The sequence below is a fragment of the Pandoraea pnomenusa genome (genome assembly GCF_040391475.1).
Taxonomy (GTDB): Bacteria; Pseudomonadota; Gammaproteobacteria; order Burkholderiales; family Burkholderiaceae; genus Pandoraea; species Pandoraea pnomenusa_C.
On the sequence record NZ_JBEBXS010000001.1, the window covers coordinates 472665 to 492464 of the forward strand.

The 19800-nt window shown below is 64.6% G+C and carries 15 protein-coding genes; 8 read left to right on the plus strand and 7 right to left on the minus strand.

Features of this window, described 5'->3' with window-relative positions:
* The first annotated feature begins 133 nt into the window (after positions 1 to 133).
* From ABWO90_RS01955 to ABWO90_RS01975, 5 genes are all read left to right on the plus strand, one after another.
* Entirely contained in the window at positions 134 to 427 is a 294-nt protein-coding gene (locus tag ABWO90_RS01955) for a hypothetical protein (RefSeq protein ID WP_353189503.1), read from the plus strand.
* A 27-nt stretch (positions 428 to 454) separates the two neighbouring features.
* Positions 455 to 2041: a collagen-like triple helix repeat-containing protein gene (locus ABWO90_RS01960; RefSeq protein WP_353189504.1), complete on the plus strand. Its 1587-nt coding sequence runs from the start codon at positions 455 to 457 to the stop codon at positions 2039 to 2041.
* A gap of 252 nt (positions 2042 to 2293) precedes the next feature.
* Complete coding sequence (locus ABWO90_RS01965; protein WP_353189505.1) at positions 2294 to 3469, plus strand: collagen-like triple helix repeat-containing protein; 1176 nt, start codon at positions 2294 to 2296, stop codon at positions 3467 to 3469.
* A gap of 120 nt (positions 3470 to 3589) precedes the next feature.
* Positions 3590 to 4306, plus strand: coding sequence for a MarR family winged helix-turn-helix transcriptional regulator (locus ABWO90_RS01970; protein ID WP_353189506.1), 717 nt, complete (start codon positions 3590 to 3592; stop codon positions 4304 to 4306).
* An 87-nt stretch (positions 4307 to 4393) separates the two neighbouring features.
* Positions 4394 to 5701: a collagen-like triple helix repeat-containing protein gene (locus tag ABWO90_RS01975; protein ID WP_353189507.1), complete on the plus strand. Its 1308-nt coding sequence runs from the start codon at positions 4394 to 4396 to the stop codon at positions 5699 to 5701.
* 337 nt (positions 5702 to 6038) lie between these two features.
* Here ABWO90_RS01975 and ABWO90_RS01980 read toward each other — a convergent pair whose 3' ends face one another.
* From ABWO90_RS01980 to ABWO90_RS01990, 3 genes are all read right to left on the minus strand, one after another.
* Complete coding sequence (locus ABWO90_RS01980) at positions 6039 to 6521, minus strand: DUF2147 domain-containing protein (RefSeq protein WP_353189508.1); 483 nt, start codon at positions 6519 to 6521, stop codon at positions 6039 to 6041.
* A 265-nt stretch (positions 6522 to 6786) separates the two neighbouring features.
* Complete coding sequence (locus ABWO90_RS01985; protein WP_353189672.1) at positions 6787 to 7245, minus strand: DUF2147 domain-containing protein; 459 nt, start codon at positions 7243 to 7245, stop codon at positions 6787 to 6789.
* A 54-nt stretch (positions 7246 to 7299) separates the two neighbouring features.
* Complete coding sequence (locus tag ABWO90_RS01990) at positions 7300 to 7944, minus strand: DUF2939 domain-containing protein (protein ID WP_353189509.1); 645 nt, start codon at positions 7942 to 7944, stop codon at positions 7300 to 7302.
* Between the two features lie 225 nt (positions 7945 to 8169).
* On the opposite strand from ABWO90_RS01990, the gene ABWO90_RS01995 reads away from it, so the two are divergent.
* Entirely contained in the window at positions 8170 to 8499 is a 330-nt protein-coding gene (locus ABWO90_RS01995; RefSeq protein WP_353189510.1) for a hypothetical protein, read from the plus strand.
* A 96-nt stretch (positions 8500 to 8595) separates the two neighbouring features.
* Here ABWO90_RS01995 and zapE read toward each other — a convergent pair whose 3' ends face one another.
* The 4 genes from zapE to ABWO90_RS02015 all read right to left on the minus strand — a co-directional run bounded on the left by zapE (position 8596) and on the right by ABWO90_RS02015 (position 15541).
* The gene (gene zapE / locus ABWO90_RS02000; RefSeq protein ID WP_353189511.1) at positions 8596 to 9693 is read right to left on the minus strand and encodes a cell division protein ZapE; all 1098 of its coding nucleotides are present in this window, start codon (positions 9691 to 9693) and stop codon (positions 8596 to 8598) included.
* 92 nt (positions 9694 to 9785) lie between these two features.
* Positions 9786 to 11231 (minus strand): dihydrolipoyl dehydrogenase, encoded by a 1446-nt coding sequence (gene lpdA, locus ABWO90_RS02005; protein ID WP_353189512.1) that lies wholly within the window; start codon positions 11229 to 11231, stop codon positions 9786 to 9788.
* 94 nt (positions 11232 to 11325) lie between these two features.
* Entirely contained in the window at positions 11326 to 12591 is a 1266-nt protein-coding gene (gene odhB, locus ABWO90_RS02010; RefSeq protein ID WP_353189513.1) for a 2-oxoglutarate dehydrogenase complex dihydrolipoyllysine-residue succinyltransferase, read from the minus strand.
* Between the two features lie 88 nt (positions 12592 to 12679).
* Positions 12680 to 15541 carry a 2-oxoglutarate dehydrogenase E1 component gene (locus ABWO90_RS02015; protein ID WP_353189514.1) on the minus strand — a complete coding sequence of 954 codons (2862 nt, stop codon included), beginning with the start codon at positions 15539 to 15541 and terminating at the stop codon, positions 12680 to 12682.
* A 545-nt stretch (positions 15542 to 16086) separates the two neighbouring features.
* On the opposite strand from ABWO90_RS02015, the gene ABWO90_RS02020 reads away from it, so the two are divergent.
* Positions 16087 to 17910, plus strand: a complete 1824-nt coding sequence (locus ABWO90_RS02020; protein ID WP_353189515.1) for an assimilatory sulfite reductase (NADPH) flavoprotein subunit — start codon at positions 16087 to 16089, stop codon at positions 17908 to 17910.
* A gap of 135 nt (positions 17911 to 18045) precedes the next feature.
* A complete protein-coding gene (locus tag ABWO90_RS02025; protein ID WP_353189516.1) occupies positions 18046 to 19764 on the plus strand; it encodes an NADPH-dependent assimilatory sulfite reductase hemoprotein subunit in 1719 nt (572 codons plus the stop codon).
* Positions 19765 to 19800: the final 36 nt, after the last annotated feature.

The window sequence follows — 19800 nt, forward strand, 5'->3', positions numbered from 1 at the left end:
AACGCAAATAAATACAGGCTTTTCAGCCATTCACCGGAAAAACTAGAACGCTTACTCCAATTTGAATTGGACGGTTGGCACACCTCTTGCGGATACCCCTGCATCGCAACGCTGAAGATCACCGGGGGAAACCATGATCATTGGCAATACCAAGCAAACGATGCAGCGCACCGCAGCCATTACGGCCGAGCGCCAACGCATCGCTGGCAACGATCGTAGAGGCGCAAGCCCAGGGAGGGGCGGTGAAGACGGCGGTGGCGTACGCGCCACCGCCACACCGTTCGATCCGGCAAACGCCCAGCGCAGCACCACGTATTCGGCCCACGCGATGACGGGCCCCAACAGCGCAGCTGTCGACGCGCTCCTGTTCGCACTCATCGCACAACGCATGAACAACCGACTGGCAGCACAAGCCGTGCTCGCCTGAATACGACAAAGACCAGAGGACACCATCATGAACAACCTTCAACGCAACCTTCTCGCCTCCGCCTGCCTTCTCGCCGTCGTCACGATGACCGGCTGCGCCAGCTCCGGCTCGGGCGGTACCAGTGGCTCGCTCGGCGACGGCGGCGGTAGCGGCACCACGGCAGGTACCGGCAGCGGTGGCGGCACAGGTACCGGCACAGTGACCGACGGCTCGGGGACCGGAGGCGGTAGCGGGAACGGGAACGGCAATGGAAACGGGAACGGAAACGGAAATGGCAGCGGGAATGGCGACGGCGGCACCGGCACGGGCGCAGCCACCAACCCGATCGGCACCGTGGCAGCCACGACCAGCACGGGCGTCGTGACGCAGGTCGGCAAGACGGTCAGCGATCTCGGCACCACGCTCGGCAGCACACAAGTCCCGCTGCTCAGCTCGCAAACGCAAACGGGCCTCTCGGGTGCCGCCGTCTCCACGGGCAACGCCATACAGACGCTCGGCAACGGCATCACGAACGGTCTGGGCAAACTCGGTTCGGTGAAGGATCCGTTGAACCCGACGCTCGCCAGCGTCGGCGGCGTGGTCACCGACCTCGGCACGGCCGGCACGCAACTGGGCAGCGCCGTGGCCGGGCTCGGCAAGACCGGTCCGCTCGGCTCCACCCCGATCTACGGTGTCACGTCGCTGCTCGGCGGCGTGGTGACCTCCGTGGGCATGGCCGGTCAGTCGCTGGGCACGGGGCTGACGAACACCATCACGAGCGCGCCGGTGCAACAACTGACCACGTCGCTCTCCTCGGCCATCACCCCAATCACGAACGTCGTGACCAACACCACGCAGACGGTGGGTAACGCCACGGGTCTGGGCACGCCGGTCGCTGGCCTGCTCGCCACAGTCGGCGGCGGCCTGACCGGCGTCGGCGCGAAGATCGGCGGCCAGATCAACAACCCGATCGCCGCAGACGTCGGCGGCCTCGTGGCCGGTGTCGGCAAGACGGTGGCAAGCCTGGGCGGCGCCGTACACGGCACGCCGACGAGCACCAACCCGCTCGCACCGCTCACGTCGGCACTGGGTGGCCTGGGCGGTCTGGGTGGTCTGAGCGGTGGCAGTGGCACCAGCCCGCTTGCTCCGGTCACGAATCTCGTCTCCGGCCTGACCGGTGCCCTCGGCGGCGCCACGGGCGGCGCATCGGGCAGCAACCCGCTTGCCCCGGTAACCAATGTCGTCGCCGGGCTGACGGGCTCGCTCGGCGGTGCCACAGGCGGCGCCTCGGGCAGCAACCCGCTCGCACCGGTCACCAACCTCGTCTCCGGGCTGACGGGTGCCCTCGGCGGTGCAACCGGCGGCGCCACGGGCAGCAATCCGCTCGCACCGGTGACGAACCTGGTGTCGGGTCTGACCGGCAGCCTCGGCAGCGTAGCTGGAGGCGCCACGGGCGGTACGTCGGGCGGCACCGGTGGTTCGTCGGCGGCCGGGGCACTCGCACCGGTCACGAATCTGCTCGGTGCAGTGACGGGTGCCGTCGGCGGCGCCACTGGCTCGGGTAGCGGCACCAGCGGCGGCCCGCTCGCGCCGGTGACCAACCTGCTTGGCGGCCTGCTTGGCGCGAAGAAGTAAGCGACGGACCACGACCATGACCCGCGCCATTCCCCCGCCCGCCTGCGATCGCCGCGATCCGGCCCTCGCCCCGATGCCCACGCATCGGGCCGGGCGGACCGGGGTCCGGCGAATCCCCCACACCGCACGCGCGCAGTGGCATGACAGCGGGCATCACAGCGTGCGGCCCCGGTTCCTCAAATGGAAGTCACGGCATCACCAGAACGGCACATCGCCGAAAAACATTCAGAACGATCCAGGGAGATAGACATCATGACGAACGCACTTCAACGCACCCTCCTCGCTTCGGCCGCCATCGCGGCCATCGCCCTGACCGGATGCTCCAGCGGCGGCGGCGGCAGCGGCACCACCTCGACGGGCACCACCGGTACCCAGAACGCCGTAGGCACTACGGCCACCAACGCAGGCGGTGTCGTCAGCTCCGTCGGCAACGTCGTGAGCGCACTGGGCGATCAGGTCGCCAGCACGCAACTGCCGCTCGTCTCGGCGCAGGCGTCGCAAGGCTTCGGTGGTGCGCTCAAAAGCACCGGCAATGCCGTGACCGACCTCGGCAACGGCGTGAGCGCCGGCCTCGGCCAATCCGGCACGTCGGCCGATACGGTGGGCATCACGCTTGCCAGTAGCGGCAACGCGGTGACGGATCTGGGCCAGGCGGGCGTATCGCTGGGCAGCGGAATCGCCGGCATCGGCAAGAGCGGTCCGCTGGCCGGCACGCCCGTCGACACGATCACCGGCGCAGTCGGCAACCTGGTCGGCACGGTCGGCCAGGGTGGCATCGCCGGGGGCGCGATCCTGAAGCAGGCCTTCACGGGTGGGCCAGTGACGCAAGTCACTTCCACGCTGTCGGCAGCGATCAATCCGGTCACGAACGTGCTCTCCGACACCACGCGCACGGTGGGCAACACCACGGGCCTTGGCGGCCCGGTTCAGAACCTGCTGACGACGCTGGGCAACACGGTCGGTACCGTCGGCACGTCGGTCAAGGGCACGTCGTCGAACGGCGTGGTGACGGCACTGGGTAACACGGTGATCGCCACAGGCAACACGGTCTCCGGCGTCGGCTCGCTCCTGAACGGCTCGACCTCCACCGGCTCGGCCAACCCGTTCGGCTCGCTGCTGGGCAATCTCGGCAACACGGCGGCGGGCGGTAACGCGTCGAACCCGCTCGCCTCGGTCACCGGACTGCTGGGCGGAGCCAGCGGCTCGAGCAGCCCGCTCGCGCCGGTCACGAACTTGCTCAGCGGTGTGAGCGGTGCAGCCTCGGGCGGCAGCGGCAGCAGTAGCAGCCCGCTGGCCCCCGTGACGAATCTGCTCTCGGGCGTGACCAGCGCCGCCGGCGGCAGCTCGGGCAGCAGCAGTGGCGGTCTCGGCGGCCTGCTCGCCCCGGTGACCGGCCTGCTCGGCAGCGTTGCAAGCGTCGGCAAGTAATCGTCGGACATAGCAGGAAACAGCAGGAAGCAGAAGGAAGTAGCAGGAAGCGCGCGCCAGATACGCCGCTGCGTGTCTGGCGCCGAGACCCCTGAAGTCAATCATCGATAAGGAGATGTCATGACCCGCTTCATATCCGACACCGGCGTTCTGATGCGCGGTCATGACGACTCCGCCTCCCAATACGCCGAACCCGCGGCAATGCGCGATACCACCAGCCACAACCACAACACGTACGGCACCGAGTCCGGCGCCGCTTCCGGGGCGACGTCTACAGCCTCCCCGCTCAACGGAACACACGGCACCATGAGCGACCGACATACGAACCGAAACGATCTCGTCGCCGGCATCGTCCGCACGCTCGGACGCCGGCTGGCCGTGTACACCGCCCTCTATCACGCAGCGTTGGCCGAGCAGCTCGGCCTGAACGTGACCGATCTGAACGCGCTCGACCTGATCCTCGAACTCGAATCGATCACGGCCGGGCAGCTCGCCGAACTCATGGGTGTGAGCTCGGGCGGCATTACCACCGTCATCGACCGGCTGGAGCGCGCGGGCTTCGTCGAGCGCGAGAAGAATCCCCACGACCGTCGCATGGTGATGATTCACCCCATCGAGGAGCGCTGTGCGCAGATCGAGCAGTTCCTGTCTTCGGTCTCGCGCGAACTCACGGCCGTGAGCGCCGCCTACGATCACAGCGAACTCGCGGCCATTCATGACTTTCTGGTGCAGAGCATTCGCACGCTGAAGAGCGAGACGTTCCGGCTTCGCTTCGAAGCGGATCAGGACATCGCCGGTCTGGTCTCCGGCAGCCGGAACACGACAACGAAAGCGTAATCCGGGCGCACAGCCGTCAAGGCCAGGCGTATGAAACGCCAGACGGCCATCGCGTCGGTACGACGCCGCCCATCGAGGAGAACTTTCATGACGAAGATTCTGCACCCCGCGATACTCGCTGCCGTCGTGGCGGGCGTCGTCGGTGTCACCGGTTGTTCGAGTTCGGGCGGCGGCAGCGGCGCGACGTCGAATACACCAACCAACCCCAACAGCCCGACAAACCCGAACACGCCGACCAATCCGACCAATCCAACGAATCCGACGACCACCAGCAACGGTGTGGTGAGTTCGGTCGGTTCGGTCGTGAGCGCCATCGGCAATCAGGTGTCGAGTACGACGATCCCCGGTGCGTCGCCGCAGGTCACGCAAGGCTTCGGCGGCGCCCTCTCCCAGACAGGCAACGCCGTGACCGATCTCGGCACGGGCGTGGGCAGTGGCCTCGGCCAGCTCGGCCAGTCCGGCACCAACCCGGTCGGCACCACGCTCGCAAGCACGGGCAACGTGGTGTCCGATCTGGGGAATGCTGGCAAGTCGCTCGGCAGCGGCATCGCGGGCATCGGCAAGAGCGGACCGCTCGCGAATACGCCGGTCGACTCGCTCACGGGCGTGCTCGGCAATGTCGTGACCACCGTCGGTCAGGGCGGCGTGAGCGGCGGCGCGGCGTTGACCCAGGCCCTCACGAGTGCCCCCGTCGTGCAGGCCACGACGGCGCTCTCTTCGGCCATCTCGCCCATCACGAACACGGTGGTGACGACGACGCAGACAGTGGGCAACACCACCGGACTGGGCACGCCAGTGGCCGGTCTGCTCGGCACACTGGGCGGCGCGCTGAATTCGGCCGGGTTGCAGGTCAAGGGCGCAGCGCCGAACGCCGTCGTCGCCAGTCTCGGAAATCCACTCCTGGCGCTCGGCAATACGGTGACCAGCGCGGGCGGGTTGCTCTCGGGCAGCACCAGCGCGACAAACCCGAATGCCCTGGGCAATGTCTTGGCCAACGTAGGCAACACGACAGTCACCCCGACCACTGCGAGCGGGAGCAATCCGCTCGGCGCACTGACCGGTTTGCTTGGCGGCCTGGGCGGCGCGACGGGATCGTCGGGTAGCGGTAATCCGCCAGGCGCGGTCACGGGCCTGCTCGGCGGACTTGGCGGCAGCTCGGGCTCGGCGGGCAGCAACCCGCTGGGCGCCGTTACCGGCCTGCTGGGCGGCGTGACGAGCACGACCGGGGGCACAGGTACGGGTGGCGCAGCCAACGCGCTCGCGCCGCTGACAACATTGCTGAGTACCGTCACCACGCCGCTTACGTCCCTCGCCAGCACGGGGGCCGGCAGCAGCGGCGGCACCGCCGGATTGCTGGCGCCGGTCACCGGACTGCTCGGCGGACTGGCCAAGTAGGGCAAGGGATTGCTGTAGCAAGATCGCGAGGGGGGGAACGTCCGAAGGGTGCAGGCCCGGACGACGTCGGCAAGCCCGGACAGTGAAGCGACACTGCCCGCGTTTTGTCGTGCCATCACGTCGTGCTTGTCGCGACCGGTCGGTGGGATGGCTCTAATAATTCGGCATCCTTATTTTCTTGTCGTCCCAGCCACCTCGCCTGCCCTGCACGAACGCAATCGTTCATCACGCTACACCTGACGCGTTGCCCCCCGTCATTGCGCCCCATGAAAAAAGCCCCGGACAACGAATGTCCGAGGCCATTTGTCACGATGGCGCGTGCGCCGCGCCGCCGACGTTACTGCACGCGATTCCAGGTCTGCGTACGACCCAGCAGCGAAATCCCGATGAAGCCACGAACGTCGAGCTTCTTGCCGTCGTCCGTCACCGTCATCTTGCAGCTATATTCCTTGCCGTTTTCCGGATCGAGAATCTTGCCGCCGCTGTAGGCATCGCCGTCCTTGCGCATGCCGCTAAGGATCTGCATGCCCAGCATCTTCTGATCCTTTCGCGAATCCGTGCACTTCGTGCAAACGCGCTCGGGATCGTCGTTCGGGCCCAATCCCTTGGTAATCACGCCGACCAGTTCGCCGTTCTGCTCGGAAATCGTCACGAGAGCTTTGGGTTGCTTCGTGTTGTCGTCGATCGTCTGCCAGACACCCACCGGCGACATGCTGTCGGCGGCCATGACGGCCTTCGCGACGCCACCCAACAACGCCACTGCCACGAGCGCCTGCGCGCCCAACCGTCGCCACGATGTTGCGTTCGAAATCTGCTGCATGATTGTCATCCTCCCAGATACGGAATTGATTGTCGTAGGACTCACGAAAGCCGTTGTCTGTGCGCTCGCGCGCCACGTCTCACGTGTGAGTCGCTTTGAAGATTACGCCAAAGGCGTGACGCCGTGCTGAGGAAGTCCTCTAGCCGGAAGTCACGTCAAGCCACACATGGGAGGATGCCGAATTGCCACCGCGTTGCGGCAAAAGATGCGGCGGTGTGAAGGCGGTATGAAGGCGATATGAAACGTTACGACGCGATACCTGCTGTCACGGCTCGCGAATCCACGTCTGCGTCCGGCCGAGCAGGGAGATGCCGAAATAGCCTCGAACTTCGAGCTTTTTTCCCCCGTCGACAAGCCGCATCCTGACGCCGTATTCGCTGCCGCTATCCGGATCGAGAATCTTCCCGCCGGTGTATTCGTCGCCATCCTTGCGCAGGCCGCGAATGATCTCCATGCCCTGCAGCTTCTTGCCCCGTCGGTCATCGGTGCAGTCGTTGCAACGCCGCTCGAGCGCATCGCGCCGCCCGAGACTCTTCGTGAGGGCACCGACATACTCGCCATCGCGCTCCGAAATGAGAATGAGCGCCTTCGGATCGCCCGTCTCGTCGACGATACGCCACATGCCGATCGGCGACGCGGTTTGCGCAAATGCCGTCGCCGCGACGGCATTGCCCAGCAGAACGGCGACAACGCCCACGAATCGCCACAACGCGGCGTTTGGAATCGCTTTCAAGATGACCTTCTCAACAATACGGAGCTACGCAGACGAGATTGACGCTTACAACGGCGGCAGCGCGATCGCCGTCAAGCGCCATTGCACCAGGTTGCGGCGAGTGAGTGTGAACGTCACCACACGGTCCGGTCGGTCGCTGCGCGACACATGCACGAGGAAGTGGTTGAAGTCCTGAAACTCGGTTCGCGTAATGGTACGCGCTGGCGCACTTTCCTGCGCAGGAGCCGGCGATTCGCTGCCATTCGGCGGGGACGCCGGGGCCGAGGGCGCGGGCTGCGGCGCCGGTGCGGGCGAATTCTGCGGCGGCTGCGGCGCCGCCTCGCTGGGCGACGGGGCGCCCGGCGCCGGCGGCAGTCCGGTGCTGTCGCCCCGCAACATGGCGGCCACGGCTTCGGGCGTAAGCAACGCCTCGACGACCCGATCCGATACCCAGCCGCCAAATGCCAATGCCAGCGCACCGAAGGCGTTGTTGTGCTGCTTGTCCATCTGACGCGCCAACTGGTCGTGCAGGCTCGTCTTCAGGCTCTCGCGTACGGCCGGATAGTCGACGTAGGACGACAGCGCGTCCGCATCACGGGCATTGGCCGCGTCGCGCGCGCGCCACAGCGTGTAATACGGGGTGCCGAAGAGCAACCCCACCACCACAACGAGGGTCACGACGGAAGTCGCAACAATCGACAGCTTACGCATGACAAAACTCCCACACTCAAACAGCGCATGGTAGGTGACGCAAGGCTGCGCCCACCTGCCGGCTTACATTGCTTTACAAATCTTTACAGCACGCGGGACCGCGCCCTTTTACTCTCGAAGCGTAGCCGCCAACTGTGTCATGCGATCCGATGCTGCCCGATCGGCGGGTCCGATCCGTATGCCATTGGCCAGACGCGGCAATTCAACCGACAAGGAGGTGGCACCATGCGTCACACCCGACTTGTCCGGATGATGGGAATCGTCATGTTGGCCATCGCCTCGCTGAGCGCGCCGGCCCGAGCGTCGTCGGACAGCCGCTTCTTTCAGGGCTGGTTCGCACAAGGTGCCGAGCGTCCGGGCGGACGCGGCGATAATCATGGCGGTTCGCGTCCCGGACCGTCACGCCCCCAGCCTCAGGAGGTCCGGCCGCAGGGCGACCTGCGCGGCGACATCTACAACCATATCCGCGAACAGCGACAACCACCATCGCAGCCACCGGGGCCGCAACCGAGAGGGTCCGACGGCCGTCAACGCGACCGGGATCGCGGGCGCTAAGCGCGCCCGGCGCTCCGGAAATCTTCAGCGCTCCGGGCACGCGTGGCGCGACGTCATTCAAGCGTCACCGCGCGCCAGACCCCGGGGCGTCGCCCCTTACGTCAGCGACGTGTCCACCACGCGACGCGGCGCTTCGAGATATTCCAGCGACTGCATTTCCACGAGACGCGAGACCGTTCGCGTGAATTCGTTCGCCAGCGTTCCCTCGGTGTACAGCTCCTCGGCCGGCACTTCCGCCGACATCAGCAGCTTGACCTTGTGGTCGTAGAAAACGTCGACGAGCCACGTGAAGCGACGCGCTTCCGAGGCCATGCGCGGCGTCATCTTCGGCACGTCGGAGAGCACGACGGTGTGGAAGCGGTTGGCCAGTTCGAGGTAATCGTTCTGCGAACGTGGTCCGCCGCACAGCGTGTGGAAGTCGAACCACACCACCCCACCGGCGCGACGCAGCGCCTTCAGCTCACGCTGCTCGATATGGAGCAGCGGGCTTTCGTCGGGCACCCCGGCAATCTCGCTGAACGCAGCGCGCAGTGCACGGTTCGCATCGTTGCCGAGCGGATAGTGATAGACCTGCACCTGAGCCAGTGTGCGGCGTCGATAATCGATGCCGGCGTCGACGTTGAGCACGTCGAGCTTGTCTTCGAGCAAGCGGATGGCGGGCAGCACGCGATCGCGATGCAGGCCGTCCGGGTAGAGCGTATCGGGACGGTAGTTCGACGTCATCACGAACTGCACACCGTTCTTGAACAACTCGGCGAGCAACCGGTGCAGGATCATCGCGTCGGCCACGTCCGACACGTGGAATTCGTCGAAACAGATCAGGCGATAACGCTTGGCGATGCGCTTGGCGAGTTCGTCCAGCGGATCGGGCAAGCCTTTGAGCGCCTGCAACTGATGATGGACTTCGCGCATGAACTCGTGGAAGTGCAGACGCGTCTTGCGCTGCAACGGCACCACCGAGTAGAAGCTGTCCATCAGGAAGCTCTTGCCGCGCCCCACCCCGCCCCACAGGTACACGCCCTTGGGCAGATCCGGGTGCACGAGCCACTTCTTGAATGTGTTCGAACGCCTGGCCTTGTAGGCGGCCCATTCGTCGTAGCACTGTTGCAGACGATCGACGGCACGCTCTTGTGCCTCATCGGGCTTGTAGCCGCGCTCGGCCAGCTCTTGTTGGTAGTATTCGCGAACGTTCATGCGGTGCGGCGACAGGCCGGGGGGCAGAGGAAATCGGGAAAAAACAAAGGCGAGTCGCCTCGCCTTTGTTCAGCCAAGTGAGCGTAAGCCGCTTACTTGTTCAGTGCACGCTTCTCGACATCGAGGGCGGCTTCACGCATCACTTCCGACAGCGACGGGTGCGGATGGCAGATGCGGCCGATGTCTTCCGACGCGGCCTTGAATTCCATTGCCACCACGGCTTCGGCGATCAGGTCCGAGGCGTTCAGGCCGATCACGTGCACGCCGAGGATCTCGTCGGTCTTGGCATCGGCCAGCACCCTCACGAAACCGTCCGACGAACCCATGCCCAGCGCACGGCCGTTGGCCGCGAACGGGAACTGGCCCGGCTTGAATTCACGGCCTTCGGCCTTCAGCTGCTGCTCGGTCTTGCCGACCCAGGCGATTTCCGGCGAGGTGTAGATCACCCACGGAATGCAGTTGTAGTCGATGTGCGGCTTTTGACCGGCGATCACTTCGGCCACCAGCACGCCTTCGTCTTCGGCCTTGTGCGCGAGCATCGGACCACGCACCACGTCACCGATCGCGTACACGTTCGGCACGGTGGTCTTGCAGTGGTCGTCCACCGGGATGAAGCCGCGCTGGTCGGCGGCGAGGCCGATGGCGTCCAGACCCAGGTTGTCGGTGTTCGGCACGCGGCCGACCGACACGATCAGACGGTCGACTTCGAGCGTGTTCGCCTTGCCGTCCTTGTCCGTGTAGTTGATCGTGACGTTGTTCTTGCCGGTCTTCACTTCGTCGACCTTCACGCCGACGTGGATGTCCAGACCCTGCTTCTTGAACTGCTTGGCGGCTTCCTTGGCGACGCCGACATCGGCGGCGGCCAGGAATTCCGGCATGGCTTCGAGCACGGTGACTTCGGCACCCAGACGGCGCCACACCGAACCCAGCTCCAGACCGATCACGCCGGCGCCGATCACGCCCAGCTTCTTCGGCGCGACGTCGAACGAGAGCGCACCTTCGTTATCGGAGATGAGCTTGTTGTCGACCGGCATGCCCGGCAGGTGACGGGCCTTCGAACCCGTGGCGATGATCACGTTCTTGGCGGTCACCGTCTCGGCTTCGCCCTCGCCTTCCTTGACCGGCGTCACTTCGATCTGCACACCGGCGTCCGTCTTGCCGGCGAACTTGCCGTGACCCTTGAGCCACGTGATCTTGTTCTTCTTGAACAGGAACTCGATACCACCGGTCATCTTGTCGACGATGCCTTGCTTGCGCGTGAGCATCTTCGCGATGTCGATCTTGACATCCGACGTGGTGATACCGTGATCGGCCAGGTGATGACCGACCTTCTCGAATTCTTCCGACGAGGCGAGCAGTGCCTTCGACGGAATGCAGCCGACGTTCAGGCAGGTACCGCCCAGCACCATCTTGCCGGTCGGGTTGATCCACTGCTCCACGCAGGCGACCTTGAAACCCAGTTGGGCAGCGCGGATCGCGGCGATGTAACCGCCGGGGCCGGCGCCGATAACGACGACATCAAATTCTTTGTTTGCCATTTTTGAGACTCAGTGAGGTTGACGGCAGGGGGAGGCGCGGCGCGCCGGCCACGCATCGCATGGCCGGGCAACACCGCGCAGTGCGCGCTAACGCTTACAGGTCGAGCAGCAGGCGAGCCGGATCTTCCAGCGCTTCCTTCATGGCGACGAGGCTCAGCACGGCTTCGCGGCCGTCGATGATGCGGTGGTCGTAGCTCATGGCCAGGTAGTTCATCGGGCGGATCACGATCTCGCCGTTCTCCACGACCGGACGATCCTTCGTGGCGTGCACGCCCAGAATGGCCGACTGCGGCGGGTTGATGATCGGGGTCGAGAGCATCGAACCGAACACACCACCGTTCGAGATCGAGAACGTACCGCCGGTCATTTCTTCGATCGACAGCTTGCCGTCGGCAGCCTTCTTGCCGTACTCGGCGATCTTCTTCTCGATGTCGGCCAGGCTCATCTGGTCGGCATTGCGCAGAATCGGCACCACCAGGCCACGCGGCGAACCGACAGCGATACCGATGTCGAAGTAGCCGTGGTAGACGATGTCGTTACCGTCGATCGAGGCGTTCACGGCCGGGTACTTCTTGAGCGCGTGGACAGCCGCCTTCACGAAGAACGACATGAAACCCAGCTTCACGCCGTGTTCCTTCTCGAACTTGTCCTTGTACTTGTTGCGCAGATCCATCACCGGCTTCATGTTGACCTCGTTGAACGTGGTCAGAATGGCGTTGGTCTGTTGCGACTGGAGCAGACGCTCGGCGATACGGGCGCGCAGACGCGACATCGGCACGCGCTGTTCCGGACGGCCTTCGAGCGACGTGTCGCGGCCCACGGCAGCCGACACGGCCGGCAGTGCGGCGCGTTGTGCCGGTGCCGGGATCGACGCAGCGGCAGCGGCGGGCTTGGCGCCTGCGGCCAGGGCGTCGCCCTTGGTCACGCGGCCGTCACGACCCGAGCCTGCCACGTCGGTGGCCGACAGGTTCTTCTCGGCGAGCACCTTGGCTGCGGCCGGGCTGGCGATGCCACCCGACGCACCACCGGCTGCGGGGGCAGCGGCCGGGGCAGCAGCGGCCGCCGGGGCAGCGGCTTCGGCCGGCTTGGCGGCGACCGGTGCAGCAGCGCCTGCCTTGGCTTCGGTGTCGATCTTGGCGATGATTTGTTCCGACGTCACGGTGTCGCCAGCGGCAGCGGTCACTTCGACGATCACGCCGGCAGCCGGTGCCGGCACTTCGAGCACGACCTTGTCGGTCTCGACTTCGATCACGGTTTCATCTTGGGCGATGGCTTCGCCGACTTTCTTCTTCCAGTCGAGCAGCGTGCCTTCGGAAACCGACTCGGAAAACTGGGGGACTTTGACTTCAACAATGGCCATTTCTGGATCCTGGATTCGATAAACGTTCAATTCGGAAATACGGCAGCGGCCGTCCCTGGGGGAGGACGACCGCTGTAGACCTGACTGCTTACTGCTTCACGGTCGCGCCCTTGAGGCGACCGAAAGCGGTATCGAGCAGCGCCTTGAGCTGTTCGTAGTGCTTGGCGTAGTAACCCACGGCAGGCGAAGCCGAAGCCGCGCGACCTGCGTAAGCCAACTTCTGACCTGCACCCATAGCTTCGATCAGGTGGTGTTCGATGTAGAACCACGGACCCTGGTTTTGCGGCTCGTCCTGGGCCCACACCACTTCGGCGAGGTTTTCGTACTTCTTGAGCTCGTTCTCGAACGCCTTGTGCGGGAACGGGTAGAGCTGTTCCACACGGACGATCGCGACGTCGTTCGACTTGTCTTCGCGACGGCGGGCGATCAGGTCGTAGTACAGGCGGCCCGAGCAGGCAACCACGCGCTTGACCTTCTTCGGATCGATCGAGGCATCGGTTTCACCGATCACCGTCTTGAACGTGCCCGTGGCCAGTTCCGACAGATCGCTCACAGCTTCCTTGTGGCGCAGCAGCGACTTCGGCGTGAACACGATCAGCGGCTTGCGCAGCTGGCGGATCATCTGACGACGCAGCAGGTGGAAGATCTGAGCCGGCGTGGTCGGCTGGACCACTTGCATGTTCGTATCGGCGCAAAGTTGCAGGTAGCGTTCGATACGTGCCGACGAGTGCTCCGGACCCTGGCCTTCGTAGCCGTGCGGCAGCAGCATCGTCAGGCCCGAGACGCGGCCCCACTTCACTTCGCCGCTCGAGATGAACTGGTCGATCACGACCTGTGCACCGTTGGCGAAGTCGCCGAACTGGCCTTCCCACAGCACCATCGTGTTCGGCTCGGCGGTCGAGTAACCGTATTCGAAGCCCAGCACGGCCTCTTCGGACAGCACCGAGTCGATCACCGTGAAGTTCGCCTGACCGTCGGCCACGTGTTGCAGCGGCACGTACGTACCGTCGTTCCAACGTTCGCGGTTCTGGTCATGCAGCACCGAGTGACGGTGCGTGAACGTGCCACGGCCCGAATCCTGACCGGTCAGGCGCACAGCGAAGCCCGACGAGACCAGCGATGCGAATGCCAGATGCTCGCCCATACCCCAGTCGAGCGGCTGCTCGCCTGCACCCATCTTGCGACGGTCGTTGATGACCTTCTCGACGAGCGGGTGAACCTTGAAGTTCGCGGGGATCGTGGTGATGCGCTCGGCCAGACGCTTGAGTTCGTTCAGCGGCACGGCGGTGTCGCCGGCGTCCGTCCACTTCTTGTTCAGGAACGGCACCCAGTCCACGGCGTACTTGCTCTTGTAGTTCGAGAGCACCGGGTCGATGGTGTGATGACCGTCGTCCATGGCCTGACGATAGGCCTTGACGAAGCCGTCGCCCTGCTCGGCCGAGATCACGCCTTGCGTGACCAGCTTCTCGACGTACAGCGCGCGCGTGCCCGGGTGTTGGGCGATCTTCTTGTACATCAGCGGCTGCGTGACCGCCGGGGTGTCCTGCTCGTTGTGGCCCAGCTTGCGATAGCAAACGATGTCCACGACGGCGTCCTTCTTGAATTCCTGACGGAATTCGAGGGCCAGTTGCATGGCCAGCACGACCGCTTCCGGATCGTCGCCGTTCACGTGCAGCACCGGCGCTTCGATCATCTTGACCACGTCCGAGCAGTACGTCGTCGAACGGGCGTCACGCGGATCCGACGTGGTGAAGCCGATCTGGTTGTTGATGACGATGTGGACGGTACCGTGCGTGCCGTAACCACGCGTTTGCGCGAGGTTCAGCGTTTCCATCACGACGCCCTGGCCGGCGAATGCCGCATCACCGTGCACTTGCACCGGCAGCACGCTGGCTGCATCGGCTTCGCCGCGACGGTCCATACGGGCCTTGGCCGAACCTTCGACCACCGGGTTCACGATTTCCAGGTGCGACGGGTTGAACGCCAGCGACAGGTGGACCGGGCCACCGCTCGTCGAGACGTCGCTCGAGAAGCCCTTGTGGTACTTCACGTCACCTGCGGGCAGGTCGTCGACGTGCTTGCCTTCGAATTCGGCGAACAGGTCCGACGGCATCTTGCCGAGGGTGTTGACCAGCACGTTCAGGCGGCCACGGTGGGCCATGCCGATCACGATTTCCTGCACGCCCTTCGCACCGGCGTGGTGGACGAGTTCGTCCATCGCCACGATGAACGATTCGCCGCCTTCGAGCGAGAAGCGCTTCTGGCCGACGAACTTGGTGTGCAGGTAACGCTCGAGGCCTTCGGCGGCCGTCAGGCGTTCCAGGATGTGCTTCTTTTTGTCAGCGGTGAAGTTGGGCGTAGCACGCACCTTCTCCAGACGCTCTTGCCACCAGCGCTTTTGCACCGGATCGCTGATGTACATGTACTCGGCACCGATCGAGCCGCAGTACGTGTCGCGCAGCGCCTTGAGCAGATCGCGCAGGCTGGCCTGTTCAAAACCGAAGTACGTGTTCTCTGCCGAGTACACGCTGTCCATGTCGGCTTCGGTCAGGTCGTAGAAAGCGGGCTCCAGTTCCGGAATGGCCGGACGTTCCTGACGCTTGAGCGGGTCCAGATTGGCCCAGCGTGCGCCGAGGAAACGATAGGCTGCCACGAGCGACTGCACGTGAACCTGCTTGCGGGCAACGGCCAGGTCGGAGGCACCGGCGTGCGACACGAAGGCGTTGGCCTTGGCGCGCTGGGCGAACGACTCCACGATCGGGGCATGAGCCACGTCGTTGGCGTTGGAACCATCAACAGCGGGAACGTTTTGCAGCGCGTCGAAATACTGGCGCCAGTTGTCCGGCACGGAAGCCGGATTATCAAGATACGATTCGTACAGTTCTTCGACGTAGGGGGCATTGCCGCCGAAGAGGTACGAGTTCGCTTGGAATTGTTCCATCAAACTCATTTTGCGCTCACCTTTTCTACGAGTGTCTCGAGAAATAGCGGGTTACGAAACCTTCCGCGACACGGCCTGACCGATTAGCGGATTGCGAGAATCAAGTGGGGTGCTTGGAAGGACCTGATCAATCACGGCGAGGAGCATAGCACGTTTTCCCAGCGGTCATCCCCCCGGAAAGCCGTCACACGGGGACTTGCGGGGTGCCCGTCGCATGCGTCGCGAACCCTGCCCCCAACCGTGTCGAACGCTCGTTCGGGATACCTGCATCGTGCGCACATCCGACCCCGAATTCGCATCACCTGCCGTCGAATTGACAGCGAACGTGCCGTCATCACGCGTATTTCAATTACGCTGCCCACGCCCGCCCAATGCCCCCGGCCTTATGCTCATATGGAAAATGGATATATAGGAATTAAATTTTATTATTTTAATTTCTAAGAGCCAGCCGATATGGTGTTGAGTATCCCCTTGCCGGTCCATCTGGGGGTGGCTTGACGGGCTTCACCCCGCTCGGCTTCCGTGCTGGTCCGGCCCCTGGAGCCCAGCACGACATGCAAGAGACGCCCCTTTCTTCCCTGCAAGCCCAGTTGCTCAGCCAATTGGTCGACGGACTCTCCACCGAGCAACTCGCCTGGGTGCGAGGTTTCCTGGCGGGTATCAATCACTCGGTCCGGCAAGCCGGTGCCACGGCGACCGCTGCGGTGGCGCCGGGCGCCGCAGCACCGCAGTTGACGATTCTTTACGGATCGCAGACGGGCCATGCGCAGGAAGTCGCCGAACATGCCAAGGCGCGGGCTGCCGCTGCCGGGTTCAAGGTCGATCTGTTCGCGATGGGCGACTACAAGGCGTCGCGCCTGAAGAACGACAAGCTGCTGCTGGTGGCCGTGTCGACGCAGGGCGAAGGCGAGCCGCCCGATGACGCCCGCGATTTCTACGACTTCCTCCACGGCGAGAAGGCCCCCAAGCTCGACGGCACCCGCTTTGCCGTGCTCGGCCTGGGTGACTCCAGCTACGAGAAATTCTGCCAGGCAGGCAAGGACTTCGACGCCCGTCTCGCAGCCCTCGGCGCCGAACGTCTCGTGCCCCGTGTCGACAGCGACGTCGACTACGACGCCCCCGCCGAGCGCTGGATCGAAGACGCGGTTGAAGCCCTGACCCGCATTGCCGCTCCCGCGAGCGCGGGCGGCAATGCCATCAGCCCGAGCCTGATCGAAAGCCTTACCGGCGGTGCGCCGCAGGCCGCCGCGACCAGCCAGTACAGCCGCAAGCGTCCGTTCGACGCGGCCGTTATCGAGAACATCACCCTGTCCGGACGTGGGTCGTCGAAGGAAGTGCATCACGTGGAGCTCTCGCTCGAGGGCTCCGGTCTTGCGTATGAACCGGGCGACGCCCTCGGCGTGGTCGTGAAGAACGATGCCGCGCTGGTCGACGAACTGATCGACACGCTCGCCCTGGATCCGCAGGCCACGACGACCACGCAGGACAGCACGCTCTCGCTGCGCGACGCGTTCCTCGGCGCCTACGACATCACCACCCTCTCACGCGCCTTCCTCGAAAAGTACGCCGCACTGGCGGAGTCGACCGAGCTCAGGGCCTTGCTTGCCGCCGGCAACGAAGCGTCCCTGCGCGACTATCTGTACGGACGCGACGTGCTCGACGTCGTGCGCCAGTTCCCGGCGCGCAAGGTCAAGGCGGCCGAGTTCGTCGGCACGCTGCGCACGCTCCAGCCGCGCCTGTACTCGATCGCGTCGAGCCTCGCTGCCAGCCCCGAGACTGTCCATGTGACCGTGGGTGCCGTGCGTTATGAGAGCCACGGCCGTGCGCGACGCGGCGTCGCGTCGACGTACCTCGCGGACATCGCCCGGGAAGGCGAGACCGTGCCGGTCTACATCGAAGCCAATCGCAACTTCAAGCTGCCTGCCGACAGCAACGCGCCGGTCATCATGATTGGCCCGGGCACCGGCATCGCGCCGTTCCGCGCGTTCGTCGAAGAGCGCCAGGCGCTCGACGCCCCCGGCAGGAATTGGCTCTTCTTCGGCGACCGGAACTTCCGCACCGACTTCCTCTATCAGCGCGAATGGCAACGCTATGTGAAAGACGGCGCGCTCAATCGCATCGATCTCGCCTTCTCGCGCGACACCGGCGACAAGGTCTACGTGCAGCACCGCATGCGCGAGCAAGGCAAGGACCTGTACGCGTGGCTGCAGGAAGGCGCGCATCTCTACGTGTGCGGCGACGCCGAACAGATGGCGCGCGATGTGAACACCGCCCTCATCGACATCGTGACCGAACATGGCGGCCTGACACCGGACGGCGCGGCCGAGTACGTCAAGACGTTGCAACGCGAAAAGCGCTATCAGCGCGACGTGTATTGAACACACCGTGCCACCGTGCCATCGTCCATTACGCCGCAGGACGTCGCAGGACGTCGCAGGACGTCGCACGATGGTGCGACAAGCCTCGCGCGATGGCGCGTTCACCGCTCAACGCCCCCGGATAAAACAGCCCACATGACGCAAACCACGCAAGCCAGCGCCGCCCCGGCGCGCTCCGAAGTCGAGAAGATCAAGGACGTCAGCAACTACCTGCGCGGCACCATTGCCGAAGGTCTGGCCGACCCGCTCACGGGCGCGATCTTCGAGAAAGACGCGCAACTGCTCAAGTTCCACGGCTCGTACATGCAGGACGACCGCGACCTGCGTAGCGAGCGCCAGAAGCAGAAGCTGGAGCCGGCCTACCAGTTCATGATCCGTCTGCGGATGCCGGGCGGCGTGTGCACGCCCGAACAATGGCTCAAGCTCGACGATCTCGCGCAGAAGTACGGCGGTAATACGATTCGCCTGACCACGCGTCAGACCGTGCAGTATCACAACGTGCTCAAGCACCAGTTGCGCCCGCTCATCAAGGGCGTGGACGAAGTCGCGATGACGAGTATCGCGGCGTGCGGCGACGTGAACCGCAACACGCTCGTGTCGAACAATCCGCACCTGTCGCCGGCGCATGCCGAAGCGCTCGACTGGTGCCTGAAGATCGATCAGCACCTGCTGCCGCAGACCACGGCCTACCGCGAGATCTGGCTGGGCGACAAGCGACTGGGCGCGGGCAAGGAAGATCACGAGCCGATCTACGGCAAGCACTATCTGCCGCGCAAGTTCAAGATCGCGATTGCGATTCCGCCGAACAACGACGTCGATCTCTACGCCAACGATCTGGGGTTCATTGCGATTGTGGGCGACGACGGCAAGCTCGAAGGCTTTAACGTCTCGGTCGGCGGCGGCATGGGCATGACGCACGGCGACGCCGCCACCTATCCGCGCACGGCGACCGTGATCGGCCACATTCCCGCCGATCGCATCGTCGACGTGGCGGAGAAAGTGTTGCTCGTGCAGCGCGACTTCGGCGACCGGACAAATCGCAAGCACGCGCGCCTGAAGTACACGATCGACGACCGCGGCGTGGAGTGGTTCAAGGAAGAACTCAATCGCTATCTCGGGTGGAATCTCGCGCCCGCGCGGCCGTTCCGCTTCACGACCAACGGCGACCAGTACGGCTGGCTCAAGGGCGCGGACGACCTCTGGCACCTGACGCTGTTCATCCAGAATGGTCGTGTGAAGGACTGGGACGAGTACCGTCTGATGACCGGTTTGCGCGAGATCGCGAAAGTGCATGAGGGCGACTTCCGCATTACAGGCAATCAGAACCTGATCGTGGGCCGCGTGAGCGAAGCGAACAAGCCACGGATCGAAGCGTTGGTGAAGTCGTTCGGCCTGCTCGACGGCAAGCACCAGAGCGCGCTGCGCATCAACTCGATGGCGTGCGTGGGTTTCCCGACGTGCGGCCTCGCGCTGGCCGAGAGCGAACGCGCCCTGCCCGGCCTCGTGACGCGGCTGGAAAAGGTGCTCGATGACGCAGGCCTCGCGGGCGAGCCGATCACGATCCGCACGACGGGCTGCCCGAACGGGTGCGCGCGTCCGTACATCGCGGAGATCGGTCTGGTCGGCAAGTCGGCGGGCAAGTACAACCTGTATCTGGGTGCGGGCTTTCACGGCCAGCGGCTGAACAAGCTTTACAAGGAGTCGGTCAGCGAGGATCAGATCGTGGCCGAACTCACGCCCCTCTTCCAGCGCTATGCGAACGAGCGCGACGCCGGAGAGAAGTTCGGCGACTTCCTCGTGCGCCAAGGCGTTGTGAAGGAAGTGATCGAAGCCCGCGAGGACTTCCACGGGTGACGGTAGCGTGGCGAGGAATGCGTCGTGCCCATCAAA